This window comes from Rivibacter subsaxonicus (genome assembly GCF_004217215.1).
Taxonomy (GTDB): Bacteria; Pseudomonadota; Gammaproteobacteria; order Burkholderiales; family Burkholderiaceae_C; genus Rivibacter; species Rivibacter subsaxonicus.
Map to the genome: position 1 here is coordinate 775,044 of NZ_SHKP01000005.1, position 26,426 is coordinate 801,469.

A 26,426-nucleotide genomic window follows, 5' to 3' on the forward strand; every position below is an offset into this window, starting at 1 on the left:
GAGTGCACGTCCGGCCCACCGTATCCAAGAGCATGAGCAGCGTCTCCCTACCGAGCACCTGGAGCCTTGAGACCGGTGGCGACCGCGCCAGTGTTGCGCTGGCCGGCGCTCGCTAGCCAGCGCCGCCGATGCCCCCGCCCAGCTCGCATCCATCGGCCATCGAGCTGGAGACTGTCAAGCGCAGTTCGGTTCGCGCTGGCGCGGTGACGCTGAGTGCGCAGTTCGCGTCGCTGGCCATCCACCTGCTCGGCACGGTGCTGCTGGCGCGGCTGCTGAGCCCGGCGGATTTCGGCCTGATGGCCATGGCGCTCGCGTTCACCGCCTTCGCCGGCCTGTTTCGCGACCTCGGCCTGTCGACCGCGACGGTGCAGCGTGAACAGCTGAGCGAGGCGCAGACCAATGCGCTGTTCTGGCTCAACGTGGCCTCCGGCGCGGCGCTGAGCCTGCTGACCGTGCTGATTGCCCCGCTTGTCGCCAACTTCTACGGCCGGCCTGAGGTGCGCGGGCTGCTCTGGGCGCTGGCGCCGGTGTTCCTGCTCGGTGGCCTCGGCGCCCAGCCGGGCGCCTTGCTGCAGCGCCAGATGCGCTTCGGCCGCAAGGTGACGGCCGAACTGGCGGGCGCCGTTGCCGGACTGCTCGTGTCGGTCCTGGCGGCCTGGCGCGGACTCGGCTACTGGTCACTGGCCGCGGGTGCCGTGGCCGGCGCGGCCACCACGGCGCTGCTGATGCTGGCGCTGTCGCCACTGCGGCTGGCGCGCCCGGCGCGCAGTGGCGGGCTGCGCGAGATGCTCGGCTTCGGCGGTCACGTGACCGCCTTCGAGTTCATCAACTACTTCCATCGCAATCTCGACCAGATCCTGATCGGCCGCCAGCTCGGCGCCGAGATGCTGGGCTACTACAGCCGCGCCTACCAGCTGCTGATGCTGCCGATCACGAACCTGCGCGCCCCACTGACGGCGGTGGCCCTGCCCGCGCTCAGTCGCCTGCGCCGCGAGCCGGCGAGCTTTCGCACCTACTACCTGCGCATCACGCGGGTCATGGCCTACGCGTCGATGCCGCTGGTGGCCGGGCTGTTCGTCCTCGCGCCGCCGCTGATCCGGGTCGTGATGGGGCCGGGCTGGGACGAGGTCGTGCCGATCTTCCGGGCCCTGGCGATGGCGGCGCTGGTGCAGCCGGTGGCGACCCTGCGCGGCGTGGTCACGCTGTCCACGGGGCGCGGGGCGGACTACCTCAAGCTCGGCATCATCAATGCCGTCGGCGCCTGCATCGCCTTCGTCGTCGGCCTGCCGTACGGGCCGCTGGGGGTGGCCCTCTGCTACAGCGCGGTCAACTACCTGCTTCTGTGGCCGACGCTGGGCGTGGCCTTTGCCGGCACCGAGATCCGCCGTCGCGACTTCTTCCGCACCATCGCCCGTCCGGCGCTGGCCTCGGTGGCAACGGCCGCGTTGCTGATGCTGCCGATCGTGCAGCAGGCCTTGCCGGCATCCGCGCTGGCGACGCTGCTGATTGGCGCGCCGGCCTTCGCGCTGCTCTGGTTCGGCGTGCTGCTGCTGCTGGGCGGGCGGGCCGACCTGGTCGACCTGCTGGCGATGCTGAAGCTGCTGCGGCGCGATCGCGCCGGGCGCAAGGAGCAGCGGGCATGAAGGTCGGCCTGCTGAGCTTCCAGCGCTCGCTGAACTACGGCGCCTTCTTCCAGTGCCTCGGGCTGCAGAACGCGCTGCGCGCGCTCGGCCACGAGGTCGAGGTCATCGACTACCACCCGCCGCACCGGCGCGACAAGGCCAACCTGCGCTTCAGCCGGCGCCGCCTCTGGTTTCATCGCGTCAACCTGCTGCGCGTGCGGCAGCTGAAGTTCTTCGACGACGCGCTGCGCAACGAACTGCTGCTGGCGTCGACGCGCTGTACCGGCCTCGATGAACTCGCCGCGCAGGCCGCGCGCTACGAGGCGCTGGTCTGCGGCAGCGACCAGATCTGGAATGCCGAGCACACCGGCGGCGCGCTCGATCCGGCCTACTTCGGCGCCTTCGGCACGCCGCAGCTGCGTCGCGTTGCCTACGCACCGAGCTTTGGCGGCGCCACGCTGGACGCCGAGCACCATGCCGCCTTCTGCGCGCTGGCCGCGGGCATGGACGTGGTCTCGGTGCGCGAGCTCAGCGGTGCCGCGTTCGCGGCGCGGATGCTCGGTCGCCCCGTGTCCCAGATGCCCGATCCCTGCCTGCTCTGGCCGGGCTTCGAGGAGATGGCGCGGCCACCGGCCATCGAGCCGGGCTACCTCATGAGCTACCGCATGCAGCCCTCGCCGCTGTTCGACGCGGCCTTGCGTGCGGCGGCCGCCGGCCGCCAGCTGATCCATGTCGACGACGGCTGGCCGCTGGCGTTGCCGGGGCGCAGCGTGCTGCCCGATCCTGCGCAGTGGCTGGGCCTGATCCGCGGTAGCGGCACGCTGGTGACCAACTCCTTTCACGGCGTGGTGTTCGCGCTGCTGTTCGAGCGGCCCTTCGTCGCGGTGCCGCGGGCCGGCGCCTATGCCGGGCGCACCGAACGCATCAGCTCGTTCCTCGACTGCTTCGGCCTGCGCACGCTGCTGTGCGAACGCGAGCAGGACGTCGGGTCGGCGCTGGCCGCCGCCGGCCAGGTCGATTGGGATCGGGTCCGTCGCGTGCGCGAGCAGGAGCGTGCACGTGGCCTCGTCTTCCTCGCCGAGGCGCTGCGCGACTGAAGAATCAGTCGGGGCCGCGCGCCAGGTGCCCCAGGGGCAATGCCGCCCCGGCCTTCACCTCGCCCAGCGAGAAGCTCGTGTGGATGTCCTTGACGTTGGGCAGCGCGAGCAGCTTGTCGAGCGAGAACTTCGAGAAGGCGTCGAGGTCGGTCGCCATCACCTGCAGCTCGAAGGTGCCCGAGCCGCTGATGTAGTGGCAGGCGATCACTTCGGGCAGCTCGCGGATCGCGGCCTCGAGGCCCTTGGTCGCCTGCGCGGTGTTGCGCTCGGCGTCGACCCGCACGAAGGCCAGCACGCCGAGGCCGATCTTGCGGCGGTCGAGTTCGGCCCGGTAGCCGGTGATGTAACCCTGCTGCTCGAGCCACTTGACGCGGCGCCAGGTCGGCGCCGGCGACAGGCCGATGCGGGTGGCCAGTTCGGCGTTGGACAGCCGCGCCTCGCGCTGCAACTCGCTCAGGATGGCGATGTCGTAGCGGTCGAGTCCGGCGCCGTGGGCGCTGTCGTCGGCCTCGCCATCGGACCCTCGTGGTTTCCCTAGTTTTGAGTTTCTGGATGGCACTTGCTTGCTCCGGGCCTGTTTGGCGCAAGAGTATTGCTCTTTGCCATCGATTCAAGGCAAAGAAAGCAAGGACTTCAGCGGGCGCATTTCCTACACTGAGCGCAGCCCGCCGGGGCTTCGCATCGCCGTGCGCCACAAGCGCCGAGATCGGGATCCCGGACCAGCCATCCGCCGGAGATCCCGCATGAACGCCCCGCTGCCAGAACACATCCGCCTCGCGCTCGAAACCGTCTCGCTCGACGACAAGTACGCGCTCGACACCGGCCGCGCCTTCATGAGCGGGGTGCAGGCGCTGGTGCGGCTGCCGATGCTGCAGCGGGTGCGCGATGCCGCGCTCGGTCTCAACACCGCCGGATTCGTCAGCGGCTACCGCGGCTCGCCGCTTGGCGGCTACGACCAGGCGCTGTGGAGTGCGAAGAAGCACCTCGCTGCCAACAACGTGGTGTTCCAGCCCGGCGTCAACGAGGAACTCGGCGCGACCGCGGTCTGGGGCACGCAGCAGCTCGACCTCTATCCGCAGAAGAACAAGTTCGACGGCGTGTTCGGCATCTGGTACGGCAAGGGTCCGGGGGTGGACCGCTGCTCCGACGTCTTCAAGCACGCCAACATGGCCGGTACCGCCAAGCACGGCGGCGTGATCGCGATCGCCGGCGACGACCACATCGCCAAGAGCAGCACCGCGGCGCACCAGAGCGACCACATCTTCAAGGCCTGCGGGCTGCCGGTGTTCTTTCCGGCCTCGGCACAGGAGATCCTCGACCTCGGCCTACACGCCTTTGCGATGAGCCGCTTCTCGGGCGTCTGGGCCGGCATGAAGACGATCCAGGAGATCGTCGAGTCCTCGTCGAGCATCAGCGTCGATCCGGACCGCGTCAACATCGTGCTGCCGGAGGACTTCCCGATGCCGCCCGGCGGCCTGCACATCCGCTGGCCCGATGCGCCGCTCGAGCAGGAGGCGCGGCTGATGGACCACAAGTGGTACGCGGCGCTCGCCTACGTGCGCGCCAACAAGCTCAACCACACGGTCATCGACTCGCCCAACGCGCGGCTGGGCCTGATCGCCAGCGGCAAGAGCTGGAACGACACCCGCCAGGCGCTGCACGACCTCGGCCTCGACGACGACACCTGCCGCCGCGTCGGCATCCGCCTGCACAAGGTCGGCGTCGTGTGGCCGCTGGAGGCGACGATCACGCGCGAGTTCGCGACCGGCCTGCAGGAGATCCTCGTCATCGAGGAGAAGCGCCAGGTCATCGAGTACCAGCTCAAGGAAGAGCTCTACAACTGGCGCGCCGACGTGCGGCCCAACGTGCTCGGCAAGTTCGACGAGCCCGAGGGCGACAACAGCGGCGGCGAGTGGAGCCGGCCCAACCCGAGCGACAACTGGCTGCTGCGCGCGCAGGCCGACCTGACGCCGGCGATCATTGCGCGCGCGATCGGCAAGCGCCTGATCAAGCTGGGTGTGGATGCCGACACCCGCGCGCGCATCGAGTCGCGGCTGGCGATCATCGACGCCAAGGAGCGCGCGCTGGCGGTGATGGACGACAACACCGGCGAGCGCAAGCCCTGGTTCTGCTCGGGCTGCCCGCACAACACCAGCACCAAGGTGCCCGAGGGCTCGCGCGCGGTGGCCGGCATCGGCTGTCACTACATGACGGTGTGGATGGACCGCAGCACCGACACCTTCACGCAGATGGGCGGCGAGGGCGTGCCCTGGGTCGGCCAGCAACCCTTCACGACCGAGAAGCACATCTTCGCCAACCTCGGCGACGGCACCTACTTCCACAGCGGGCTGCTGGCGATCCGCCAGAGCATCGCTGCCGGCGTCAACATCACCTACAAGATCCTCTACAACGACGCGGTCGCGATGACCGGCGGCCAGCAGGTCGGCGAGCGGCCCGAGGGCCACTCGGTGCTGCAGATCATGAAGAGCCTCGACGCCGAGGGCGTCGCGAAGCTCTGCATCGTCACCGACGAGCCGCGGAAGTACGACGGTGTCGCGCTGCTGCCGGGCGTTGTGGTGCACCACCGCGACGAACTCGACCGCATCCAGCGCGAGTTCCGCGAGCTCAAGGGCACCACAGCGATCATCTACGACCAGACCTGCGCCACCGAGAAGCGGCGCCGCCGCAAGCGCGGCACGATGGCCCAGGCGACCAAGACGGTGATCATCAACGAGCTGGTCTGCGAGGGCTGCGGCGATTGCTCGACGCAGAGCAACTGCCTCTCGGTCGAGCCGGTCGAGACCGAGTTCGGCCGCAAGCGCCGCATCAACCAGAGCAGTTGCAACAAGGACTACAGCTGCGTCAAGGGCTTCTGCCCGAGCTTCATCACGGTCGAGGGCGCGACGCTGAAGAAGCCGAAGAAGGACAAGGCGCGCGACCCCTTCGCGCTGCCCGCGCTGCCGGAACCGGTGCTGCCGCTGGCCGAACAGCCCTGGGGCATCGTGGTCGGCGGTGTCGGCGGCACCGGCGTCATCACCATCGGCCAGCTGCTCGGCATGGCGGCCCACCTCGAAGGCAAGGGCATCGTCACGCAGGATGCGGCCGGCCTGGCGCAGAAGGGCGGCGCGACCTGGAGCCACATCCAGATCGCCAACCGCATGGACGCCATCCGCACCACCAAGGTCGGCAATTCCGAGGCCGACCTGGTGATCGCCTGCGATCCGCTGGTCGCCGCCAAGAAGGACACGCTGGCGGTGATGCGCGAGGGCCGCACCCACGTGGCGCTGAACACCCATGGCGCGCCGACTGCGGCCTTCGTCAACAACCCGGACTGGCAATTCCCTGGCGGCAATTGCGAGGCGGCGGTCGAGGGCGCGGCCGGTGCCGCCCAGGTGAGCAAGCTCGACGCCGATGCCCTGGCGACCCAGCTGCTCGGTGACGCGATCTACGCCAACCCGCTGATGCTCGGCTTTGCCTGGCAGAAGGGCTGGATTCCGCTGTCGAAGGCGGCGCTGGTGCGCGCGATGGAGCTCAACGCGGTGCAGGTCGAGAACAACAAGCTCGCCTTCGAGTGGGGCCGCCGTGCCGCGCATGACCTGGCGGCGGTGCTGGCGACCACGACCACCGCGCAGGTGATCCGCTTCGCCAAGCAGCCCGCGCTGGAGGAGACGATCGCGCGCCGCGTCGAGTTCCTGACCGGCTACCAGGACGCCGCCTATGCGCAGCAGTACCGCGACTTCGTCGAGAAGGTGCGTGCCGCGGAGGCGCCGCTGGGCTCGAAGAAACTGACCGCCGCGGTCGCGAAGTACCTGTTCAAGCTGATGGCCTACAAGGACGAGTACGAGGTGGCGCGGCTGCACACCGACCCGGCCTTCCTTGCCAGGCTCAGAGAGCAGTTCGATGACGATCTCAAGCTCAACTACCACCTCGCGCCGCCGATCTTCGGCAAGACCAACGACAAGGGCGAGGGCGTCAAGCAGCCCTTCGGCCCGTGGATGCTGAAGGCCTTCGGCGTGCTGGCCAGGCTCAAGGGCCTGCGTGGCGGTGCCTTCGATATCTTCGGCCGCACCGAGGAGCGCAGGAGCGAGCGCGCACTGATCGGCGAGTACCGAGCCAGCATCGACGAGGTGCTGGTCGGGCTCAGCGCCGAGCGGCTGGCGCTGGCGACCGAGATCGCCTCGATCCCCGAGCAGATCCGCGGCTACGGCCACGTCAAGCACCGCCACCTGGTGGCGGCGCGCGCCAAGTGGGACGCGCTGATGCAGCAATGGCGCGTCGGCGGACTGCAGGCCGCGGCCTAGAGGTCGAAGGACCTTCGTTGCCTGCAGTTGCGGCAGCGCCCAGCTCGACGCCCTGACCTGCGACGCGCTGGCGCTTGCCCTGCGCAACGGTTGCCGGCACCATAGCGAGAAGAGGCCGATCAAGGAGCACACCGTCCCATGCGCTCACGCCCGCTTCAAATCGGAGTCGCGCTGCTGCTGCTGAGCGCAGTCGGCGCTGCCAGGGCGGCACCGGACGCACCGGGCCAGCAGGCCGCCGATGCGTGCGAAGCGGCGGTCGCCGAGACTATCCGCGGCATGCGCGGTCGCGCTGCCGCGCAGGACGTTCAGTTCATCGCGGCGCGCCGCGTCGCGCTGCCCCGGACCGCAGACGAAACTGCCGTCAGGGGCGAGGGCCGCTACAGAGGCGCCGCGGGCCAGTCGCGGCCGTTCACCTACAGCTGCGCCTTCGACACAAGGTCCGGCACGACGAGCGGCATTGTGTTCAAGGAAGCCCTCGCCGCTGCTGCAGCCGGTCCTGAGAAGCCGTGGGAGCCGGACCTGACGCGCCTGTCGCCGGAGGCCTGCGAAACGGCGGTCGCCGCGGAGCTGACGGGCCGCTACCCGCGCGCCAGCCGCATCAACTTTCAGTCCGACACGCGGCGGCTGCGGCCCGCGCCCGACGCGCGCACCAGCCTCGACGGTCTGGGGCAGCTCGAGCGAGCGCCCGGCATGAACCCGATCCGCTTCACCTACCGCTGCGAGTTCGAGCCGCGCACCGGCCAGTTGCTTGCCGTCCAGACGGGCGACTAGGCTCAGAACTCGATCAGGGCCACGCCGACACCCAGGCTGGTCTGGCGGAAGTTGTAGTCGAGCAGGTTCTCGCCATAGCCGGTGAAGAACTGCGCGTACCAGCGCAGCGCGCGCATCGAGTCGGTCTTGATCGGGTAGCTCCAGTCCAGCGTCAGCGAGCCGCGCCGCGGCAGGCCGAAGCTGTACTTGTAGGTGGCGAGCGCCGTGGCCCGCCCCGGCGCCCAGCCCACCTGCAGCTCGTTGCGGCCGATGTAGTCGGTCAGGTCGGGGTTGTCGTCGGTCTCCGGGCTTTCGCTGAAGCGGTGATTGAAGCGCGCCACGATCGAGACATGCTCGTTCTCGAGCCCGAAGCCGACGTAGGCCCGGTTCCAGCTGCGTGACAGCGGATCCTGCTGTCCGTTGGACTGGTGCGCCAGTCCCAACTGCCCGAAGCGCCAGTGCCAGCCGAGCGGAAGTGCACCCAGGCGCTGGGGCACCGGCATCATGTAGATCAGCTCCGGTTGGTAGTCGGTGTTGCGAAACGGCGCCGAGTTCTCGGTGTTGTAGAGCTGCCAGACCGACTGCTGCGTGTAGGCGCCCCACAGGTCGGCACCCGGCAGCAGCAGGTTCTCGAACAGCTTGCTGCGCAGCGAGATCTGGAACTTGGCCTCGACACGCTGGAAGGGTTCGGGCGCGAGGTCGCGCGCCTGGGTCGGACTGCTCGGATCGGTGTTGATGTCGCTGGTCACGTGGACCGGCAGGAAGTAGTTCGGCCGGTAGCCGTTGAAGTTGAAGACGCCGCGCTTGTCGGCGGGCTCGAGTTCCCAGAAGCGCGACAGGAAGCTGGGCGTCGGCGCCCTTTCCTGGCCGGGCGCCGGGGCGATGACGTTGGGCGTGCGCCCGCCCGGCGAATACGGCGCGACGATCGGCGCGGTGCCGGCCGCCGCCGGCCGACCGGCGAGGCGGTCGTAGCAGGCCAGTCGAGCGGCGTCGTCGTCGATCGCGGCGCAGTCGGCCAGCGGCTGCTCCGGGGCCGGCGACTCTTGCGCGGCCACCATCGAAGCCAGCAGGCCGGTCGTGCGGACAAGGCGAGATTGCATGCGCGGATGCTACCGAGCGCGGCCTTGCCGAGGCCTTGGCCGGGCAAAGCCCTTTCAAGGTTTTTGCACCGAGGCGACAAGCGCTCTGAAATACTGGCGCCCGTCCGCGGCCTAAAGTGCCGCCATGAGCGAGACACACCCATGGCGTCAGAGATGAACGACCGCTACTCCGGCACGGCCATTGCGCTGCACTGGCTGCTGGCGCTGATGATCCTGGGCAGCATGGCGTTCGGCTGGTACATGAGCGGCCTGCCGTTCTCGCCGCAGCGACTCAAGTACTACAACTGGCACAAGTGGGCCGGCATCACGATCCTGACGCTATCGCTGCTGCGCCTGGCCTGGCGCCTGACGCACCGGCCGCCGCCGTTGTCGGCGCGCATCCAGCGCGCGATGCCCGGCTGGCAGACCGCCGCCTTCCACACGACGCACCGGCTGATGTACGCGCTGTTCTTCATCGTGCCGCTGCTGGGCTGGGCCTACAGCTCGGCGGCGGGCTTTCCGATCGTCTGGTTCGGCGTGCTGCCGCTGCCCGACTTCGTGCCCAAGGACAAGGCGCTGTCGGAGGCGATCAAGCCCTTCCACGGCATCGCGGCCTACACCCTGCTGGCGCTGGTCGTGCTTCACGTGGCGGCGGCGCTGAAGCACCATTTCGTCGATCGCGACGGTCTGCTGGCCCGTATCGGCCTGGGCCGCGCCTGAATTCAAGGACTCCGGATGAAGACCCTGCTCACCCTCGGCCTGGCGCTCGGCGCCAGCGTCGCCCTGCTTGCCGCGCCGGCGCCGGCCTGCGCGCAGGTCGCCAAGCTCGTTCCCGCGCAGAGCGAGGTGAGCTTCTCGGTCAAGCAGATGGGCGTGCCGGTCGAGGGCAAGTTCACGCGCTTCGACGCCCAGGTCCAGCTCGACCCGAAGAAGCCCGAGACCGGCAAGGTCGGCTTCACGATCGACATCGCCAGCGCGACGATGGGCAACGACGAGAGCGACGCCGAGCTGCCGAAGGCGCCCTGGTTCAACACCGCCAAGTTCCCGCAGGCCACCTTCCAGTCGAGCGCCATCAAGGCCGTCGGGCCGGGCAAGTTCGAGGTCGCCGGCAAGCTTTCGATCAAGGGCAATGTGCGCGACGTGGTGGTGCCGGTGACGCTGAGCCAGTCCGGCGCCAACAGCGTGGCGACCGGAGGCTTCGCGATCAAGCGCCTCGAGTTCAAGATCGGCGAAGGCGAATGGACCGACACCTCGATGGTCGCCAACGACGTGCAGGTGAAGTTCAAGCTCGCCCTCAGCGGCATGCCGCCGCTGTAGGTTCGACCCCTTTCCCACCCCGGAGATAGCCAAGATGAAGAAGTCCCTGACCCTGCTCGCCCTTGCCGCGGCCGCCTTTGCCGTCCAGGCCCAGAGCGCGAGCTACGCGATCGACCCGACGCACACCTTCGTGACCTTCGAGGCCACGCACTTCGGCACCTCGACGCTGCGCGGCCGCTTCGACAAGAAGGAAGGCTCGGTCCAGTTCGACCGCACCGCCAAGACCGGCAAGGCCGAGATCAGCTTCGACATGAGCTCGGTCAGCACCGGCGTGCCGCAGCTCGACAAGCACCTCGCGAGCAAGGACTTCTTCAACGTTGCCGAGTTCCCGACCGCCAAGTTCGTCGGCGACAAGTTCGCCTTCAATGGCGACAAGGTGAGCGAGGTGTCGGGCACGCTGACGATGCTCGGCAAGACCAACCCGGTCACGCTCAAGGCCAACCGCTTCAACTGTTTCGACCATCCGATGCTCAAGCGCGAGGTCTGCGGCGGCGACTTCGAGACCACCATCCAGCGCAGCCAGTGGGGCAGCGGCTACGGCCTGCCCGGCATTCCGGACAACATCCGGCTGCTGATCCAGGTCGAGGCGATCAAGCAGTAAGCGAGTCCTGCTTCCGAATGCACGGCCACCTGCGGGTGGCCGCTTTCGTTCCTGCCACGGGATCAGGACGCGGCCGAGGCCAGGAAGCGTTGCATCACCGCCGCCAGTTGCTCGGGGTGCAGCGGCTTGGCGATGTGCTCGTCCATGCCGGCGGCGAGGCTGCGGGCGCGGTCGTCGGCAAAGGCGCTGGCGGTCAGGGCGACGATCGCCACCGGCGGCCAGCCCTCGTTGAGCTCGATCGCGCGGATACGACGCGAGGCCTCGAAGCCGTCGAGCACCGGCATCTGGCAGTCCATCAGCACGGCGTCCGGGCGCCATTCGCGGAAGCGGTCCACGCACTGGGCGCCGTCGCAGGCGACTTCGACCACCAGGCCGAGCCGTTCCAGCTCGGCGCGTGCGACCAGCGCGTTGACCGGGTTGTCTTCGGCCACCAGCACCCGGCCCTGCAGCGTCACGGCCGCCGGCGCGCGGCCGGGCGGCCGTGCCTTGGTCGGTGCCAGCGCGGCGTCGAAGCTGAAGCACGAGCCGCCACCGGGGGCGCTGCGCACGCAGATGTCGCCGCCCATCGCGCGCGCCAGCTGGCGCGAGATCGTCAGGCCCAGTCCGCTGCCGGCGTGGCGCCGGGTGTTGCCGCGGTCGACCTGGTAGAAGGCTTCGAAGATTCGCTGCTGCTCGGCGATGTCGATGCCGGGGCCGTTGTCGCTGACCTCGACGTGCACGCGGTCCGCATCGCGCCAGGCCCGCACACTGACTTCGCCGGCGTCGCTGAACTTGATGGCGTTGCCGACCAGGTTGTGCAGCACCTGGCGCACCCGGGCGCCGTCGCCCTGCACCCAGTGCGGTCGCGGCAGCTCGAGTTCGAGCTGCAGCGTCAGGCGCTTGTCGGCGGCCGCGGCGGAGCCGAGCGCCACCACGTCGTCGATGGCTTGCGAGAGGTCGAAGGGCGCGGCCACCAGTTCGAGCCGGCCGGCCTCGACGCGGGCCACGTCGAGCACGTCGTTGATCAGCGCCAGCAGGTGCTCGCCCGAACGCTCGATCAGCGCCAGGCGCGAGATCGCCCGCTCCTCGACGCCGCGCGCCGCGCTCTCGCGCCGCAGCTCGCGCGTGAGCCCGAGCACGCCGTTGAGCGGCGTGCGCATCTCGTGGCTCATGTTGGCGAGGAACTGGCTCTTGGCCTGGCTCGACTGCTCGGCCATCTGCTTGGCTGCGATGTTCTCGCGCACCAGCTCGGCGCTGTTGAAGCGAAGCCGCAGCAGCTCGACGATGCGCCGCTCGGCCTTCCAGGCCTCGAGCGCCATCGCGATCGTGAACAGCGCCAGTCCGGCGCCACCGATCAGTCCGAGCTGCGACTCGTGCATGAACTGGTACAGCGTCGCGGGCACGGTCAGCACCAGCAGGAACAGCAGGCTGGTGTTGAAGCGAGCCTGCAGCACCAGCATGCCGACGGCAGCCACGCCGATGATCGCGGCCAGCAAAGCCGCGCTGACGCTGCCACGGACCACCGGCATCAGCAGGGTGCCCATCAGGCTCCAGACGATGGCGTCGATCAGCAGCGCCTGGTGAAAGCGCCGCAGCCAGCGTTGGGGGTCGTCGCGTCGGCGCCGGCGGTACAGCACCACCAAGCCCAGGCGCAGCAGCGCGGTTGCCACCTTCAGCCCGAGCCAGGACCAGAGCAGCGCGGCCGCCTGGTGCTCGCGCAGGTAGAGGCAGACCACGGCGGCGAACAGCAGGCCGAGCACCGTCGCCGTCATCGCATGCTCGTAGAGCATCCGTACCCGCTCGGCGTCGACCCGCTCGTCGAGCGAGGGTGTGGACGAGACCGGCAGGGCAACAGGCGGGAGCGAATGCATCTTGGTCTACGGCGGCGCCTTGCGGATCATTCTGCGCCGACCTTGGCGATGATCGCGCAGCCGGCGTCCGGGTGGCGGTGTTGGCCGACGCGCCCGCGGGGTCGCTGTGGCGCTGTGGCATCGTTCACCCATGATGACGAGAGTTCTTCCCGGCCGGCCGTGGTACGCGGCCACCCTGGCGCTGCTGCTTGCCGCCCCGGTGGTGGCGGCCGCCGAGCCGGTCGACTACGTGCTCGATCCGGAGCGCAGCTGGGTGCAGTTCGAGTTGCTGCACTTCGGCACCTCGACGATCCGCGGTCGCCTGGGGCCGGCGCGCGGCGTCGTCAGCCTCGACCCAGCGGCCGGGCGTGGCGAGATCAGCATCGAGCTCGACACCAGGACGCTCAGCACCGGACTGCCGATCTTCGATGCCCGCATCCGTCGCCCCGACCTGCTCGCGACCGAGGAATACCCCGTGGCTTGGTTCGTCTCGCGCAACCTGCAACTGGATCCGCGTGGCGGCGTGCGCAGCGCGACTGGCGAGCTGACGCTGCGGGGTGCGAGCCTGCCGCTGCGACTGGAGGCCGAGCGCTTCGGTTGCCGGCCCGATCCGGCGAGCGGGCGCGAGCGCTGCGGCGGCGACTTCGTCGGCCGGCTGCGGCGCAGCGAGGCCGGCATGAGCTTCGGCCAGCCCTTCGTCGGCGACGAGGTGACGCTGCGGATCCAGGTCGAGGCGCTGCGCCAGCCGTGAGTGCTGGCCAGCCTGCCCCCGGACTGTCGCGCAGCGCTGCAGTCCGTCGGCCGCAGCGCGCGGTGCGTCGCAGCGCCGTCGCCGGCCCCCGGCCGGGCCCGTAGAGTGCCGGACATGGACAACGCCAACCCTTCCCTGCGTCCCGCCGCCGCCAGCGGCTGGGAGCGTTTCAGAGCTGCCAGCGTGCGCGCCTTTCATGTCTACGCCACCTGGCTGGTCGGCATCAGCTGGTGGCGCTTCGCGCTGCTGTCGATCCTGCTGCTGATCGCCGCCGGCGTGCTGAGCAACCTGCCGCCGTTCAGCTGGACCATCACGCACGAGGTGCACTCGAAGCCGCCGGTTCGGGTGGCGCTGCCGACGCCGCCGAAGCCGCCCGAGCCGCCGGCCCGGGCGAAGAAGGAGCCGTTGATCAAGATCGAGAAGAACCGCGGCGAGGGCACCGGCGTCGAGATCAGCATCGACGAGAAGGGCGTGCGAATCCAGCCCGGCGTCGGCAAGGCGGAGAGGGCGGCGTCGGCCGCCGACGCCGCGGCGTCGGCCGCGTCGGCCGCGGCGTCGGCGGCCGAAGGCTCGCGCGACATCAGGATCGTGCTGCCGCCGGGTGCCACCAGCGACGCGGTCAAGGCCGCGGTCGAGGAGGCGCGCTCGGAGATCAACGCGGCGATCGAGGAAGCCAGGCGCGATGCCGAAGAGGCGCTGCGCGACGCCGAGGAGGCCCGGCGAGATGCCGAGCAGGCCGCGATGGACGCCGCCGAGGCCCTGGGCCAGCCGCATACCCGCATCGAGCGGGTCAGCATGGGCGAGTTCCTGCCGCAGTTGGCGCTGCTGTGGATCGTCGGCTCGATCATCATCAAGAGCACCTACAAGAGCCGCATCCAGGCCGAGGTCAAGGCGGCCCAGGCGACCGAGGTGGCGGAGTCCGAGTCGCTCAAGCGCCAGGTCATCGAGGCGCGGATGGCGGCGATGCAGGCCCAGGTCGAGCCACACTTCCTGTTCAACACGCTGGCCTCGATCGACCACCTGATCGAGACCGACGCCAGCCGCGCCAGCCGCATGCAGAAGAACCTGATCGCGCTGCTGCGCGCCAGCATGCCGACGCTGCGCGAGGCCAACGCCAGCGGCACCCGCGACCTCGGCCGCGAGCTGAGCGTGATCCGGCCCTACCTCGAGATCCTGAAGGTGCGCATGGAAGACCGGCTGGCCTTCAGCATCGACGTGCCCGAGGGTCTGCTGTCGGCCGAGTTCCCGCCGATGATGCTGCAGTCGATCGTCGAGAACGCGATCAAGCATGGCCTGGAACCCAAGGCCGAGGGCGGCCACCTGGGCATCAAGGCCGAGATCCTGCACGGCAAGCTGGCGATCACCGTGACCGACACCGGCCTCGGTTTCGGCAAGGCGGCGACCGCCGGCACCGGCACCGGCCTGGCCAACATCCGCGAGCGCCTGCAACTGCTCTACGGCAACAAGGCGCAGCTCAAGATCACCGAGAACACCCCGAGCGGCACGATCGTCAGCATCGTCGTGCCCTACATCCTGAGGACCGAGCAGGAGGACGCCGCCGCATGAACGCCGACTTCCAGACCCCGGCCATGGCCGCGCCAGCGGCGGCCACTGTGATCCCGACCGCGCTGGCGCGGCGCTGGCCGAAGCTGCTGCTCGCCCTCACGCTGGTCGGGGTGCTGGTGGCCGGCCTGATGCTGTGGCTGGTTGCTGACCTGCGCCACAGCCTGGCGCAGGCGCCGATCTACGTGTCGATCAACGATTTCGAGGTGGAGCCCGGCATGTTGCTGTCCCAACTGAGCCCGATCGAGCAGGTGTTCGCCCTGGCCGCGCTGGCCGGCTCGCTGCTGCTGGTGGCGGTGCTCGTGCCGGTGCTGCTGCTGTTGATGGTCGGCGGCGTGGTGCTTGCGGTCCTGCTGGCGCTGGCGCTGGGCATCGGCCTGCCGCTGCTGGCGGTGTTCGGCGTGCTGGCCGTGCTGGCGTCGCCACTGCTGCTGCTCGGCTGGCTAGTCTGGCGGCTGGTGCGCGGCGGCCCGGCACCGGCGGCGCCGGCGGCGGCGAACTAGGATGGCGGGATGAACAGTCCCCAGACACCAGAAGCGCCGCTGCGCGCCGTGATTGCCGACGACGAACGCCTGATGCGCGAGCAGCTGCGCGCCCGGCTGGCCGAGGTCTGGCCCGCGCTGCAGATCGTGGCCGAGGCCAAGAACGGCCGCGAGGCGGTCGAGCTCGTGGCGCAGCATCGACCCGAACTGGTGTTCCTCGACATCCGCATGCCGGGCATGACCGGCATCGAGGCGGCGCGCGAGATCGTGCAGATGGGCAGCGACGGCACTGGCGACGACTGGCCCGGCTGCGAAATCGTCTTCATCACCGCCTACGACGAGTACGCGGTCCAGGCCTTCGAGCAGGGTGCGGCCGACTACATCCTCAAGCCGGCCGAGCGCGAACGGCTGCTGCGCACGGTGGAGCGCCTGCAGAAGCGGCTGGCGCAGCTTCGGACCGGCGGCAAGGGGGGTGGCAACGGCAACGGCGGTGATGCCGACGAGACCGTGATGCCCACGCTGCCGATGCAGCAGCTCCTGCATCGCCTGACTGCGCAGATCAATCCGGCCGGGCTGAAGCCGGCGCTGCGCTGGATCCAGGCAACGGTCGGCCAGAGCATCCAGATGATCCCGGTCGAGGAGGTGCTGTTCTTCATCAGCGACGAGAAGTACACGCGGGTCCAGACCGCGCAACTCGAGGCGCTGATCCGCAAGCCGATCAAGGAACTGATCGACGAACTCGACCCCGAACTGTTCTGGCAGATCCATCGCTCGACCCTGGTCAACGCCAAGGCCATCGCCGGCATCACGCGCGACTTCCGCGGCCGCCAGATGGTCAGCGTCAAGGGCCACACCGAGAAACTCGAGGTCAGCCGGAGCTATACCCAGCTGTTCAAGGGGATGTGAGGCCGCGGAGCGTGGGGCGAGGGGCCCCGGCACGGGGATCGACCAGCGCAGCGGCCGGGCGAGCGTCGAGGGCCCAACGGCCCGAGGCGCGAGAGGTGGACCGCAGCGAGCCTGATTGATTTCCCTCCGGCTTGGGCGCGCGCCATACTGCGATCTCCAAACCTCAAGGAGAGCCCGATGAAGCTGCGTCTTGCAACCTTGTTTCTCTCGGCTGCCGTGCTTGCCGGCTGCGGCACGACGATGGGCCCGGCGGCGCCCGCCAAGGTAGCCGACGGGATCTACGTGGCCCCCAGCGGCATGACGCTCTACACCCTCGACCGCGACAGCGCCGGCTCCGGCAAGAGCGTCTGCAACGGTCCCTGCATCGCCAACTGGCCGGCCTTCGGCGCCCCGGCCGATGCCAAGGGCGAGGGCGACTGGAGCGTGGTCACGCGCGACGACGGCACCAAGCAGTGGGCCTTCCGCGGCAAGCCGCTCTACTTCTGGACCAAGGACACCAAGCCGGGCGACAAGACCGGCGATGGCATCAACGGCGTCTGGCACGTCGTCAAGCCCTGAAGGCTGGCGTCGAACTATGAATCTGGGGCCGCGTCAGCGGCCCCTCTTCATCTGCCTCGTGGCGGCAGTGCCAGCGCGATCAGCGCCTGGGCCGACCAGTAGGTCAGCAGGATCGCCAGCGGTGCCAGTGCGAACGGGGCCGCGAACTTGTTGAAGGCCAGCGTGGCGTCCGAGGCCACGAACAGGGCGCCGCCAATGGCCGCCGAGCGCGCCGGGCCGTCCGGCTCGGCCAGGGCCCAGCATGTGGCCTGCGCCGCCATGGAGGCCAGCGCCACGACGTAGACCACCACCGGCAGCCGCAGCGCGCCCGGCACGCCAGGCCACAGCTGCCACAGCAGCAACCCGGCCACCACGGCATAGGCGGCAAAGGCCAGCGGTTTCGCCGCCAGCCGGGTGCTGGCGGTGAACGCGACCAGGTAGGCCAGGTGGGCGAGCAGGAAGGCGACCAGGCCGATCAGGAAGCCCTCCTTCGGCCACAGCAGCGCAACGTCGCCGACCAGCGACAGCACGAGGCCGGCGAGGATCGCCGCGCGCCGCCGCGGCAGGCCGCCGCGCTGCCAGGCGCCAGCGATGATCAGGATCGTCGTCAGCGGCTTGGCCACGGCCAGCAGCGGCCAGTGACCGAGCAGCGCGGCGGCGATCGCCAGCGCGCCGCTGAGCGCGGCCGCGGCGAGCCAGGGCCAGGCCGGTGGCCGGGGCACGGCGGAAGCAGCAGTCGTCATCGTCATCAAGCCACCTTCTGTGCAGCGGCAGCGGCGGCCGCGCTCACGGCCGCGCGCTCGGCAAACTCGGCGCGCAGCTTCTTGAGCTTCTCGCGCGGGTCTTCGCGCACGGTGTTCTCGTCGAGCTTCATCTCGGCGATGAAACGGCTGGGCATGCCGGCAATCGTCTCGCGGCCGCGCTTGCGGCGCTTGAGCCAGCTCACCGCGAGCGTCGAGCGCGCGCGCGTGATGCCGACGTACATCAGGCGCCGCTCCTCCTCGATGCGCTGGGCGATCGCGGCGGCCGGCGCCTCGTCGGTGGCGTCGCTGCGAAAGGGAAGCAGCCCTTCGTTGATGCTGGCCAGCACCACATGCGGCCACTCCAGGCCCTTGGCGGCGTGCAGCGTCGACAGCGTCAGCACGTTCTGATCGTCGCCGCGCTCGGCCAGGCTGATGATCACGCTGATCGACTGCGCCACCTCGAGCACGCTCTTCTTCTCGCTCTCGAAGCTGCCGCCCTCGTTCGTGATCTCGCCACCGCAGCGCTTGGCGATCCAGTCGATGAAGTCGAGCACGTTGGACCAGCGGCTGGCGGCGAGCTTCTCGCTGTCCTCGCTGTCGAACAGGTGCTGCTCGTAGCCGATGTCCTTGAGCCAGCCCATCAGCAGCGGCTTGGCGTCCTCGGCGCCGGCGGTCGCGCGGGCGCGGTGTTCGAGGTCGTTCACGTAGCGGCCGAACTCGTGCAGCGAGTCGATCGCCTTCTTGCTCAGCGCCGAACCCAGGCTTTCGGAGAACAGCGCCTCGAACAGGCTCACTTTCCACTTGCCGGCGAACTCGCCGAGCGCGCCCAGCGTCTGGTGGCCGATGCCGCGCTTGGGCGTGGTGACGGCGCGCAGGAAGGCCGGGTCGTCGTCCTGGTTGACCAGCAGCCGCAGCCAGGCGCAGAGATCGCGGATCTCGGCGCGGTCGAAGAAGCTCTGGCCGCCCGAGACCTTGTACGGGATCTGCGCCTTGCGCAGCGCCTGCTCGAAGACTCTTGCCTGGTGGTTGGCGCGGTAGAGGATCGCAAAGTCCTTCCATTCGACGCCCTGGCCGCCGACCGCACCCGCGCCGGCGCCGCCCTGTGCGCGCAGCGACTGGATCCGTGCCACCGCGCGCTCGGCTTCGTGGTCCTCGCCGTCGCACTCGACCACGCGCACCGGCTCGCCGTCGCCGTACTCGCTCCAGAGCTTCTTCTCGAAGATCTTCGGGTTGGCCGCGATGACGTGGTTGGCGGCCTTGAGGATGTTGCCGGTGGAGCGGTAGTTCTGCTCGAGCGGGATCACCTTGAGCTGCGGGTACTCCTGCGGCAGGCGCTTGAGGTTGTCGATGGTGGCGCCGCGCCAGCCGTAGATGCTCTGGTCGTCGTCACCGACCGCGGTGAACATCGCCGGCCGCTGGCTGCCGTCGCCGACCAGCAGCTTGAGCAGTTCGTACTGCTGGGCGTTGGTGTCCTGGTACTCGTCGACCAGCACGTGGCGCAGCTTCTGCTGCCATTTCTCGCGCACCTCGGGGTGGCGCTCGAGCAGCACCACCGGCAGGCTGATCAGGTCGTCGAAGTCGACCGCCTGGTAGGCGTCGAGCCTTTCCTGGTACTTGAGCATCACACGCGCGGCGATGCGCTCGTCGTCGCTCTTGGCCGCCGCCTCGGCCTGGGCCGGCGTCAGGCCCTGGTTCTTCCAGAGGCTGATGTTCCATTGCCAGCCGCGCGCAATCTTGGCGTCGGTGGTGCCGCCGGCATCGCGCAGGATGCCGAGCACGTCGTCGGCATCGAGGATCGAGAACTGCGGCTTGAGGCCGAGCGCGGCGCCATCCTCGCGCAGCAGGCGCACGCCCAGCGCGTGGAAGGTGCAGATCACCAGGTCCTTGGCCGCGCGGCCGCCGACCAGTGCCTTGGCGCGCTCGCGCATCTCGGCCGCGGCCTTGTTGGTGAAGGTGATCGCGGCGATCTGCTTGGGGCTCAGGCCGGCCTGCGGATCGTCCTGCAGCAGGCGCGCGATCTTGTGGGTGATGACGCGGGTCTTGCCGGAGCCGGCGCCGGCCAGCACCAGGCAGGGGCCGCTCAGGTGGTGCACGGCCTGCATCTGGGCCGGATTCAGGGAGGCGGGAGCGGAGGACAAGGGCAGGCGCGGTCGAGGAAGGCGCGGCGATGATGCCAGAGCGTTTGCCGCGCTCACGCGTGCCGGCGGGGGCTGTTCGCGGCGCGCCGAGAGTCGCGCGTCTAGATGTTGGAGTCGGCTGTCGATTCGTGTCGTTTCGCACAATCCACTTGCATCGTGACGACGCGATGCCGCGCCGCCCGGGCGCGCGCCTGGCGCCACCCGCCCCGGCCGCTCGCGGGCTCGAACTCTGGTGCCGCACGACGGCACCGCGACCGATCCCGAATCCCATGAACTTCCGTTTCGCCTGGATGCGATGGCGCCGCCGCGCGCTGAGCGCCGTCGCGGCCCGACTCGAATGGCCGCAGGCGCTGCGCCGCCGGCCCGCGCCGCCGCCGCCGCTGCGCGAGCTCAAGACGCTCTGCGTCGAACTGGTGAACGACCTGCCGACCGACCAGCGGCTGGATCTGGTGACGCGCATCGGCGGCTCGCGCGAGGCGCGTGACCTCTGGTTCATGCGCAGCTGTTTCTTCCGCGCCGTCTCGCTGCACTTCGGCGAGCACGAGGCGCGCCGGCGCATGGCGCGGCTTGACGTCTGGCTTCAGGCCTGAGGAGGCACCGGCCGGCTGAGATACTGAGCGAGGAGACAAAGCCCGACCCGCGCATGCAGGCCATCCTCGCCGTCACCGTTCCCTTCTTCGCGCTGGTGCTGTGCGGCTACCTCGCCGCCCGGGCGCAGGTGCTGCCCGAGGCGGCGATACCGGGGCTCAATGCCTTCGTGCTGTTCTTCGCGCTGCCGTGCATGCTGTTCCGCTTCGGCGCCAGCCTGCCGCTGGTACAGCTGCTGAATCCCTCGGTGCTGGCGGTGTACCTGGCCGCGGCGCTGCTGATCGTCTTCTTCACGATCGCGGTCACGCTGTCGGCGCGGATCCATCTCAAGGATGCCGCCTTCGGAGCACTGGTGGCGGCGTTCCCGAACACCGGCTTCATGGGCGTGCCGTTGCTGGCCGCGCTGTTGGGGCCGCAGGCTGCCGGCCCGGTGATCAGCACCGTGCTGGCCGACCTGTTCGTCACCAGCTCGATCTGCATCGCGCTGGCGCAGGCTCATGGCGCCGGCGACCTGCGTGCGGCCGGGCTCAAGGCGCTGCGCGGAACCTTGAGCAATCCGCTGCCATGGTCGATCGCGCTCGGCGCGGCGGCCTCGGCGACCGGCTTCGAGCTGCCCGGCCCGCTGAACCAGATCGTCAGGATGCTCGGCGATGCCGCGACGCCGGTGGCGCTGTTCACGATCGGTGCGGTGCTCTGGCGTGCCGGCCGCCATGCCCATACGCGCACGCCCGTGGCACTCTTCCTTCCGGTCGCGCTGATCAAGCTGTTCCTGCACCCGCTGCTGGTGTTCGCGCTCGGCGCCGGCGCCATCGCGCTAGGTGCGCCGCTGTCGCCCTTCAATCTGATGGTTCTGACGCTGGCGGCCGCGCTGCCCTCTGCCAGCAATGTCTCGCTGCTGGCCGAGCGCTACGGTGCCGACAACGGGCGGGTGGCGCGCATCATCCTGAGCTCGACGGCGCTCGCCTTCCTGAGCTTCAGCCTGCTGGCCTGGTGCTTCGGTGCCGGCGCCGCGTCGTCCGTCCGGCCGGGGGCCTGACCACCCCCCCACGAATGCGGGCGTTGCGCGCATGCGTCAGTTACATCTGAAGCCATGCAATTTGTCGCCCGAATGCGGGATTTCCCGGCCGGGTGTCCTTAAACTTTCACGACACGTTCATTCCGTGGCGTGACAAGCATCACGTAGCGGGCTCGACCTGCAGATCAACCTCGAAGGATTCACAAGATGAAGCGCATCGCTCTCGCCGCGGCCCTGATGGCCGCCTTTGCCGGTTCCGCCATGGCGCAGTCCAGCGTCTCGCTCTACGGCCGCATCAACACCTCGGTCGAATGGCAAGACAACGACACGATCGACAAGACCGTGATGCGCAACAACGCCTCGCGTTGGGGCCTGCGTGGCAACGAAGATCTGGGCGGTGGACTGAATGCCTTCTTCCAGCTCGAGACGGGCTTCGGATCGGATGACGGCACCGGTACCGGTGGCTTCAACCGCGACGCCTATGTCGGCCTGAAGAGCAACGCGCTGGGTCAGATCCAGGTGGGCAAGTTCAACAGCGCGCTGTACTACGCCACGATCGACTACATCGGGATGTTCAACCACAACACGGGTACGACGTCCGAAGACAATCTGTACTTCCTGCCGGTCGCGCAGACCAACGCGGTCGAGTACACCTCGCCCAAGTTTGGTGGCTTCAGCTTCTCGCTGACCGCCACCGCCGGCGAAGGCAACATCAACGCGTCCAAGAACTACGAAGGCGTCGTCCGCTGGGAAGCCGGCAACTTCTACGTGGCCGGCGGTTATGTGCAGTCCGAGAACGGGCAGACCGGCGCGGAGAACAATGGCTGGTCGGTCGCTGCCTCTTATGGCTTTGGCCCGTTCGTGGTGGGTGCCTCGATGAACCAGCCCGACATCCAGGGTCTGGGCAAGGCCGAGCACTACGCCTTGACCGGCATGTGGACGATGGGCGCGCTGGAGTTCCACGGCTCGGTGGGCTACCTCACCGAGTTCGACATCCCGGGCAGCGAGGAGACGACCCAGTTCACCCTGGGCGTCAACTACAACCTGTCGAAGCGGACCAAGCTGTACGCCTTCTATTTCATGGCCGACAACGGGACCACCGCTGTTATCGGTACCGGCAACGTCCCCGGCATTCCCCAGCAGGACTTTTCTTCGATCGGCGTCGGCATTCGCCACAACTTCTGATCCGGGAGCACGCTCTCGGAAACCCGAAAGCGGCCTGCGGGCCGCTTTTTTTTCGGCAGCCGCTGCCACAATCATTTCTTTCCATCCGCCCTTGGGACCGCTTCCATCATGAAGATCACCACTCGCAAGTTCCTGAAGACCGCCGCCCTGGTTGCCGCCGCCGCCGTGCTCGTGGCCTGCGGCAAGAAGGACGAACCGGTTGCCGCCGCGCCCGCCGCCTCGGCGCCGCCGCCCCCGCCGCCGGCCAAGGTCTACGTGGTCGGCACGGACGCCGCCTACGCGCCTTTCGAGTTCCAGAACGAGAAGGGCGAGATCGTCGGCTTCAGTGTCGACCTGCTGAACGCCGTGGCTGCCAAGGGCGGCTTCGAGGTCAAGTTCGTCAACACGCCGTGGGAAGGCATCTTCAACGCGCTGGGCCAGGGCGACCGCGACCTGCTGATCTCGTCGATCACGATCACCGACGAGCGCAAGCAGACGATGGACTTCTCCGATCCGTACTTCGATGCCTACCAGCTGATCGCGGTCAAGGAGAGCAGCAAGATCGCCAAGTTCGACGATCTCAAGAAGCTCAAGGTTGGGGTCCAGACCGGCACCACCGGCGACGAGGTCGTGACCAAGCTGCTGGGCAAGAACAGCACCAACGTCAAGCGCTTCGAATCGACCCCGCTCGCGCTCAAGGAACTCGAGGCCGGTGGCGTCGATGCGGTGGTGGCCGACAACGGCGTGGTCGTCAACTTCGTGACCAACAACCCAGGCGCCAAGTTCAAGACCATCACCGACAAGGCTTTCCTGCCCGAGCAGTACGGCGTCGCGGTCAAGAAGGGCAACGCCGAAATGCTGGCCAAGATCAACAAGGGCCTGGCCGCCATCAAGGCCGACGGCACCTACGACAAGGTGTTCGCCAAGACCTTCGGCGCGGCGCCTGCGCCGGCAGCGGCAGCAGCGTCCAAGTAAGCGCGACCGCGGCCACCGATGTTCGACCTGCGCTGGAACATCCTCGCCGGCTACAGCGACCTGTTCGTTGCGGCGCTGTGGATGACCATCGGGCTGTCGTTGGTGGCCATGGTTTTCGGACTGGCGCTGGGTCTGGTGCTGGGGCTGGTGACCAGTTCGCGCCAGGCCCCGGCGCCGAAGGCGCTGTGGCTCAGGCTGCTGCTGAAGCCGGCCCAGTGGCTGACGCTGGCCTACGTGACCTTCTTTCGCGGCACGCCGCTGTTCGTGCAGATCCTGCTGGTGCACTTTGCGTTGATGCCGACGCTGGTGCATCCCGAGTACGGCCTGCTGCTGAGCGGCGAGGCCGCTTCGCAGTTCCGTCAGAACTACGGCGCCTTCTTCTCCGGCGCGCTGGCGCTCACGCTCAACGCGGGCGCCTACATCTCGGAGATCTTCAGGGCTGGCATCCAGAGCATCCACACGGGCCAGACCCAGGCCGCCTACAGCCTGGGCCTGACGCATGTGCAGAGCATGCGTTTCGTGATCCTGCCGCAGGCTTTCCGGCGCATGGTGCCGCCGCTGGTCAACGAGGGCGTCACGCTGATCAAGGACTCCTCGCTGGTGTCGGCGATCGGCCTGGCCGAACTGGCGCTGGCCGCGCGCACGGTGGCCGGGGCCTACTCGCGCTACTGGGAGCCCTATCTGGCGATCTCGGCGATGTACCTGGTGCTGACCTTGACGCTGTCGACGCTGGCCAAGCGGCTGGAAGCACCGGCGCATCTGCGCGGCCGCTGAGCGCCGCCGGCTTTCTTCAGATCGCGAGCGGATCGACGTCGATCGCCCAGCGCATCACGCGTGGCGTCTTCAGGCCCTGCAGCTGGGGCAGCCAGCCGGCCAGAAAGCGCTGCAGAGGCGGTCGCGCCGCACATTCGATGAGCAACTGCGCCCGTTCCACGTCGGCGACGCGCTGCATCGGCGTCGGCACGCTCGGGTAGAGCACGACACCGGCCGCGGCGGCGGCCTCGCTACCGAGCGCCGCCGCTGCATCGAGCCAGGCGCGTGCAGCCTCCTGCGTGCGCGCATCGGCGCGCAGCAGCGCAAGATGCGCGTAGGGTGGCAGCCCGGCCTGGCGCCGCTCTGCGAGTTGCGAGTGCGCGTAGGCCTCGCTGTCATGACGGTCCAGCGCCGCGAACAGCGCGTGCTGCGGATGCCAGGTCTGGACCCACATCTCGCTGGCCGCGGCATGCGCGGCGTCACGGCCGGCGCGGCCAGCGGCCTGTAGCAGCAGCGCGAACAGCCGCTCGGGCGCGCGGAAGTCGCTGCTGAACAGTGCTGCGTCGGGTTGCACCGCGGCCACCAGCGTGACGCGGCGGAAGTCATGACCCTTGGCCACCATCTGGGTGCCGACCAACACGTCGACCTCACCGGCATGCACCCGCGCCAGGCCAGCCGCCAGCGCGCCGGCGTGGCGCGTGGTGTCGGCATCGAGCCGCGCCACGCGGGCGCCGGGCAGCGCCTGCGCGAGTTGCTCCTCGAGCCGTTCGGTGCCGCGGCCGAGCGGCTGGATGTCGGCGTTGCCGCAGTCAGGGCAGGCGCGCGGAACGCGTTCGGTGAAGCCGCAATGGTGGCAGCGCAGCGTGCGGTCGCCCTTGTGGAACACGCGCCAGGCGCTGCAATGCGGGCAGCCGCTCTTCCAGCTGCAGTCGAGGCAATGCAGCACCGGCGAGTAGCCGCGCCGATTGAGCAGCAGCAGGCTCTGCTCGCCGCGCGCGATGCGCTCGGCGATCGCCTGCATCAGCGCCGGCGCCAGCGCGCTGGCGCGCTGCTGCTCGCGCGGGACCTGGTTCATGTCGAGCAGACGCACCCGCGGCAGGCCGCCACCGCCGACGCGGCCGGCCAGCACCAGCCTGCGGTAGCGCCCGGCGCCACCGTCGGCGATCGGCAGCGCGTTGTGCCAGGTTTCGAGCGAGGGCGTGGCCGAGCCGAGGATCACCGGCGCGCGCTCCAGCCGCCCGCGCAGCACCGCGAGATCGCGCGCCGAGTAGCGCGCGCCGTCCTGCTGCTTGTAGGAGGCATCGTGTTCCTCGTCGACGACGATCAGGCCCAGCCGCGGCAACGGCGCGAACACCGCCATCCGCGTGCCGAGCACCAGGTCGGCCTCGCCGAGCAGCGCCTGCAGCCAATGCGCCAGGCGCTGGGCAGGCGTCAGGCCGCTGTGCAGCGAGACGATGCGCCGATTCGGAAAGCGCTCGGCGAAGCGCGCCTCCAGTTGCGGCGTCAGGTTGATCTCGGGCACCAGCACCAGCGCCTGGCGGCCGCCATCGAGCACGCGCTGCGCCTCGCGCAGGTAGACCTCGGTCTTGCCGCTGCCGGTGACGCCGTGCAGCAGGCTCACGCCAGGCGGCTCGGCGGCGGCCTGGGCGCGCAGGGCGTCGAGTGCCGCCGACTGGGCCTCGGTCAGTGGGCGCAGCGAGGCCTGTTCGGCAGGCGCCGGCGCAGCCGGGGGCGCGATCTTCTTGCGCAGGCGCTTGAGCCGGCGTTCGAGCGCGGCGGCGTCCAGGTCGCGCAGCGCGGCCGGCAGCACCGCCAGCGCCAGTTCGCCGACGCCGCGCTGGTAGTAGCCGGCCGCGAACTCGACCAGGCTGCGCCAGGCGGCGGGCAGCGGCGGCAACGCGCCGAAGTGCTCGACGATCCCGCGCAGCGCCATCGACTCGGCCGGTGCATCAGCGCCCGTGTCCCAGACCACGCCGAGCACCTCGCGCTTGCCGAATGGCACGCGTACCAGCGTGCCGGGTGCCAGCGCCTGCTCGCTGAGGTAGTCGAGCGGCCGGTCGAGACCACTGTGCTGCGGCGCGTCGACGGCCACGGCCAGACGCTGCCCAGCCGTCGGAGCCGTCACCGCACGGCCTTCTTGCGCGAAGTCCGCGCCGCTCTCGCCAAAGGGCAAAGTCGAAGCTTCAGTCGAGCTTGTGGCCGCAAGTCCTTGATT

General features: G+C 69.3%; 23 protein-coding genes. 17 read left to right on the forward strand and 6 right to left on the reverse strand.

Translation table 11 applies throughout. The features are described 5' to 3' along the window. The first annotated feature begins 128 nt into the window (after nucleotides 1-128). Nucleotides 129-1,643 carry a lipopolysaccharide biosynthesis protein gene (locus EV670_RS09555; RefSeq protein WP_130431602.1) on the forward strand — a complete coding sequence of 505 codons (1,515 nt, stop codon included), beginning with the start codon at nucleotides 129-131 and terminating at the stop codon, nucleotides 1,641-1,643. Beyond that, a complete protein-coding gene (locus tag EV670_RS09560; protein WP_130431603.1) occupies nucleotides 1,640-2,719 on the forward strand; it encodes a polysaccharide pyruvyl transferase family protein in 1,080 nt (359 codons plus the stop codon). Before EV670_RS09555 ends, EV670_RS09560 begins: the two co-directional genes overlap by 4 nt. A 4-nt stretch (nucleotides 2,720-2,723) precedes the next feature. Here the strand turns inward: EV670_RS09560 and EV670_RS09565 are convergent, their stop codons facing one another. Further along, complete coding sequence (locus EV670_RS09565) at nucleotides 2,724-3,278, reverse strand: Lrp/AsnC family transcriptional regulator (RefSeq protein ID WP_130431604.1); 555 nt, start codon at nucleotides 3,276-3,278, stop codon at nucleotides 2,724-2,726. Between the two features lie 184 nt (nucleotides 3,279-3,462). Here EV670_RS09565 and EV670_RS09570 point away from each other — a divergent pair, with 184 nt between their 5' ends. Together EV670_RS09570 and EV670_RS09575 are read left to right on the forward strand one after the other, a co-directional pair. Further along, entirely contained in the window at nucleotides 3,463-7,020 is a 3,558-nt protein-coding gene (locus tag EV670_RS09570) for an indolepyruvate ferredoxin oxidoreductase family protein (protein WP_130431605.1), read from the forward strand. 138 nt (nucleotides 7,021-7,158) lie between these two features. Next, on the forward strand, nucleotides 7,159-7,791 hold the full coding sequence (locus tag EV670_RS09575) for a hypothetical protein (RefSeq protein ID WP_130431606.1): 633 nt from the start codon (nucleotides 7,159-7,161) through the stop codon (nucleotides 7,789-7,791). Between the two features lie 2 nt (nucleotides 7,792-7,793). Here the strand turns inward: EV670_RS09575 and EV670_RS09580 are convergent, their stop codons facing one another. Further along, entirely contained in the window at nucleotides 7,794-8,870 is a 1,077-nt protein-coding gene (locus EV670_RS09580; RefSeq protein ID WP_130431607.1) for a phospholipase A, read from the reverse strand. 141 nt (nucleotides 8,871-9,011) lie between these two features. Between EV670_RS09580 and EV670_RS09585 the strand changes: the two genes are divergently transcribed. Genes EV670_RS09585 through EV670_RS09595 form a run of 3 tightly spaced genes read left to right on the forward strand, consistent with a single transcriptional unit; the run spans nucleotide 9,012 to nucleotide 10,767 of the window. After that, nucleotides 9,012-9,569: a cytochrome b gene (locus EV670_RS09585; protein WP_130431608.1), complete on the forward strand. Its 558-nt coding sequence runs from the start codon at nucleotides 9,012-9,014 to the stop codon at nucleotides 9,567-9,569. 15 nt (nucleotides 9,570-9,584) lie between these two features. Further along, a complete protein-coding gene (locus tag EV670_RS09590; RefSeq protein ID WP_130431609.1) occupies nucleotides 9,585-10,166 on the forward strand; it encodes a YceI family protein in 582 nt (193 codons plus the stop codon). A gap of 34 nt (nucleotides 10,167-10,200) precedes the next feature. Continuing rightward, nucleotides 10,201-10,767, forward strand: a complete 567-nt coding sequence (locus EV670_RS09595; protein ID WP_130431610.1) for a YceI family protein — start codon at nucleotides 10,201-10,203, stop codon at nucleotides 10,765-10,767. A gap of 62 nt (nucleotides 10,768-10,829) precedes the next feature. On the opposite strand, the gene EV670_RS09600 is transcribed toward EV670_RS09595, so the two are convergent. After that, complete coding sequence (locus EV670_RS09600) at nucleotides 10,830-12,617, reverse strand: ATP-binding protein (protein ID WP_130431611.1); 1,788 nt, start codon at nucleotides 12,615-12,617, stop codon at nucleotides 10,830-10,832. A 133-nt stretch (nucleotides 12,618-12,750) separates the two neighbouring features. On the opposite strand from EV670_RS09600, the gene EV670_RS09605 reads away from it, so the two are divergent. The 5 genes from EV670_RS09605 (at nucleotide 12,751) to EV670_RS09625 (ending at nucleotide 16,856) form a co-directional block, all read left to right on the forward strand. Continuing rightward, nucleotides 12,751-13,347 (forward strand): YceI family protein, encoded by a 597-nt coding sequence (locus EV670_RS09605; protein ID WP_130431612.1) that lies wholly within the window; start codon nucleotides 12,751-12,753, stop codon nucleotides 13,345-13,347. A gap of 114 nt (nucleotides 13,348-13,461) precedes the next feature. Next, nucleotides 13,462-14,913 carry a histidine kinase gene (locus tag EV670_RS09610; RefSeq protein WP_130431613.1) on the forward strand — a complete coding sequence of 484 codons (1,452 nt, stop codon included), beginning with the start codon at nucleotides 13,462-13,464 and terminating at the stop codon, nucleotides 14,911-14,913. Further along, a complete protein-coding gene (locus EV670_RS09615) occupies nucleotides 14,910-15,413 on the forward strand; it encodes a hypothetical protein (protein WP_130431614.1) in 504 nt (167 codons plus the stop codon). The genes EV670_RS09610 and EV670_RS09615 overlap by 4 nt, the downstream gene beginning before the upstream one ends. A 9-nt stretch (nucleotides 15,414-15,422) precedes the next feature. After that, complete coding sequence (locus tag EV670_RS09620) at nucleotides 15,423-16,298, forward strand: LytR/AlgR family response regulator transcription factor (protein WP_130431615.1); 876 nt, start codon at nucleotides 15,423-15,425, stop codon at nucleotides 16,296-16,298. Between the two features lie 177 nt (nucleotides 16,299-16,475). Beyond that, nucleotides 16,476-16,856, forward strand: a complete 381-nt coding sequence (locus EV670_RS09625) for a COG4315 family predicted lipoprotein (protein ID WP_130431616.1) — start codon at nucleotides 16,476-16,478, stop codon at nucleotides 16,854-16,856. A gap of 47 nt (nucleotides 16,857-16,903) precedes the next feature. Here EV670_RS09625 and EV670_RS09630 read toward each other — a convergent pair whose 3' ends face one another. After that, nucleotides 16,904-17,584, reverse strand: a complete 681-nt coding sequence (locus EV670_RS09630) for a lysoplasmalogenase (protein ID WP_130431617.1) — start codon at nucleotides 17,582-17,584, stop codon at nucleotides 16,904-16,906. After that, complete coding sequence (locus EV670_RS09635; protein ID WP_130431618.1) at nucleotides 17,584-19,716, reverse strand: ATP-dependent helicase; 2,133 nt, start codon at nucleotides 19,714-19,716, stop codon at nucleotides 17,584-17,586. Before EV670_RS09635 ends, EV670_RS09630 begins: the two co-directional genes overlap by 1 nt. Nucleotides 19,717-19,985: 269 nt before the next feature. On the opposite strand from EV670_RS09635, the gene EV670_RS09640 reads away from it, so the two are divergent. The 5 genes from EV670_RS09640 (at nucleotide 19,986) to EV670_RS09660 (ending at nucleotide 24,232) form a co-directional block, all read left to right on the forward strand. Next, entirely contained in the window at nucleotides 19,986-20,306 is a 321-nt protein-coding gene (locus tag EV670_RS09640) for a hypothetical protein (RefSeq protein WP_130431619.1), read from the forward strand. Between the two features lie 53 nt (nucleotides 20,307-20,359). After that, entirely contained in the window at nucleotides 20,360-21,340 is a 981-nt protein-coding gene (locus tag EV670_RS09645; RefSeq protein WP_130431620.1) for an AEC family transporter, read from the forward strand. A gap of 186 nt (nucleotides 21,341-21,526) precedes the next feature. Beyond that, a complete protein-coding gene (locus EV670_RS09650) occupies nucleotides 21,527-22,504 on the forward strand; it encodes a porin (protein WP_130431621.1) in 978 nt (325 codons plus the stop codon). A 108-nt stretch (nucleotides 22,505-22,612) separates the two neighbouring features. Further along, the gene (locus tag EV670_RS09655) at nucleotides 22,613-23,458 is read left to right on the forward strand and encodes a basic amino acid ABC transporter substrate-binding protein (RefSeq protein ID WP_423213572.1); all 846 of its coding nucleotides are present in this window, start codon (nucleotides 22,613-22,615) and stop codon (nucleotides 23,456-23,458) included. Nucleotides 23,459-23,476: 18 nt separating this feature from the next. Further along, the gene (locus tag EV670_RS09660) at nucleotides 23,477-24,232 is read left to right on the forward strand and encodes an amino acid ABC transporter permease (protein ID WP_130431623.1); all 756 of its coding nucleotides are present in this window, start codon (nucleotides 23,477-23,479) and stop codon (nucleotides 24,230-24,232) included. 16 nt (nucleotides 24,233-24,248) lie between these two features. Here the strand turns inward: EV670_RS09660 and priA are convergent, their stop codons facing one another. Next, nucleotides 24,249-26,336 carry a replication restart helicase PriA gene (gene priA, locus EV670_RS09665; RefSeq protein WP_130431624.1) on the reverse strand — a complete coding sequence of 696 codons (2,088 nt, stop codon included), beginning with the start codon at nucleotides 26,334-26,336 and terminating at the stop codon, nucleotides 24,249-24,251. Between the last annotated feature and the right edge of the window lie 90 nt (nucleotides 26,337-26,426).

Bases quoted from the DNA above. Each gene is read 5' to 3' on its own strand.
- EV670_RS09555 (WP_130431602.1), top strand. From the start codon at position 129: ATGCCCCCGCCCAGCTCGCATCCATCGGCCATCGAGCTGGAGACTGTC.
- EV670_RS09560 (WP_130431603.1), top strand. From the start codon at position 1,640: ATGAAGGTCGGCCTGCTGAGCTTCCAGCGCTCGCTGAACTACGGCGCC.
- EV670_RS09570 (WP_130431605.1), top strand. From the start codon at position 3,463: ATGAACGCCCCGCTGCCAGAACACATCCGCCTCGCGCTCGAAACCGTC.
- EV670_RS09575 (WP_130431606.1), top strand. From the start codon at position 7,159: ATGCGCTCACGCCCGCTTCAAATCGGAGTCGCGCTGCTGCTGCTGAGC.
- EV670_RS09580 (WP_130431607.1), bottom strand. From the start codon at position 8,870: ATGCAATCTCGCCTTGTCCGCACGACCGGCCTGCTGGCTTCGATGGTG.
- EV670_RS09585 (WP_130431608.1), top strand. From the start codon at position 9,012: ATGGCGTCAGAGATGAACGACCGCTACTCCGGCACGGCCATTGCGCTG.
- EV670_RS09590 (WP_130431609.1), top strand. From the start codon at position 9,585: ATGAAGACCCTGCTCACCCTCGGCCTGGCGCTCGGCGCCAGCGTCGCC.
- EV670_RS09595 (WP_130431610.1), top strand. From the start codon at position 10,201: ATGAAGAAGTCCCTGACCCTGCTCGCCCTTGCCGCGGCCGCCTTTGCC.
- EV670_RS09600 (WP_130431611.1), bottom strand. From the start codon at position 12,617: ATGCATTCGCTCCCGCCTGTTGCCCTGCCGGTCTCGTCCACACCCTCG.
- EV670_RS09605 (WP_130431612.1), top strand. From the start codon at position 12,751: ATGACGAGAGTTCTTCCCGGCCGGCCGTGGTACGCGGCCACCCTGGCG.
- EV670_RS09610 (WP_130431613.1), top strand. From the start codon at position 13,462: ATGGACAACGCCAACCCTTCCCTGCGTCCCGCCGCCGCCAGCGGCTGG.
- EV670_RS09615 (WP_130431614.1), top strand. From the start codon at position 14,910: ATGAACGCCGACTTCCAGACCCCGGCCATGGCCGCGCCAGCGGCGGCC.
- EV670_RS09620 (WP_130431615.1), top strand. From the start codon at position 15,423: ATGAACAGTCCCCAGACACCAGAAGCGCCGCTGCGCGCCGTGATTGCC.
- EV670_RS09625 (WP_130431616.1), top strand. From the start codon at position 16,476: ATGAAGCTGCGTCTTGCAACCTTGTTTCTCTCGGCTGCCGTGCTTGCC.
- EV670_RS09630 (WP_130431617.1), bottom strand. From the start codon at position 17,584: ATGACGATGACGACTGCTGCTTCCGCCGTGCCCCGGCCACCGGCCTGG.
- EV670_RS09640 (WP_130431619.1), top strand. From the start codon at position 19,986: ATGAACTTCCGTTTCGCCTGGATGCGATGGCGCCGCCGCGCGCTGAGC.
- EV670_RS09645 (WP_130431620.1), top strand. From the start codon at position 20,360: ATGCAGGCCATCCTCGCCGTCACCGTTCCCTTCTTCGCGCTGGTGCTG.
- EV670_RS09650 (WP_130431621.1), top strand. From the start codon at position 21,527: ATGAAGCGCATCGCTCTCGCCGCGGCCCTGATGGCCGCCTTTGCCGGT.
- EV670_RS09655 (WP_423213572.1), top strand. From the start codon at position 22,613: ATGAAGATCACCACTCGCAAGTTCCTGAAGACCGCCGCCCTGGTTGCC.
- EV670_RS09660 (WP_130431623.1), top strand. From the start codon at position 23,477: ATGTTCGACCTGCGCTGGAACATCCTCGCCGGCTACAGCGACCTGTTC.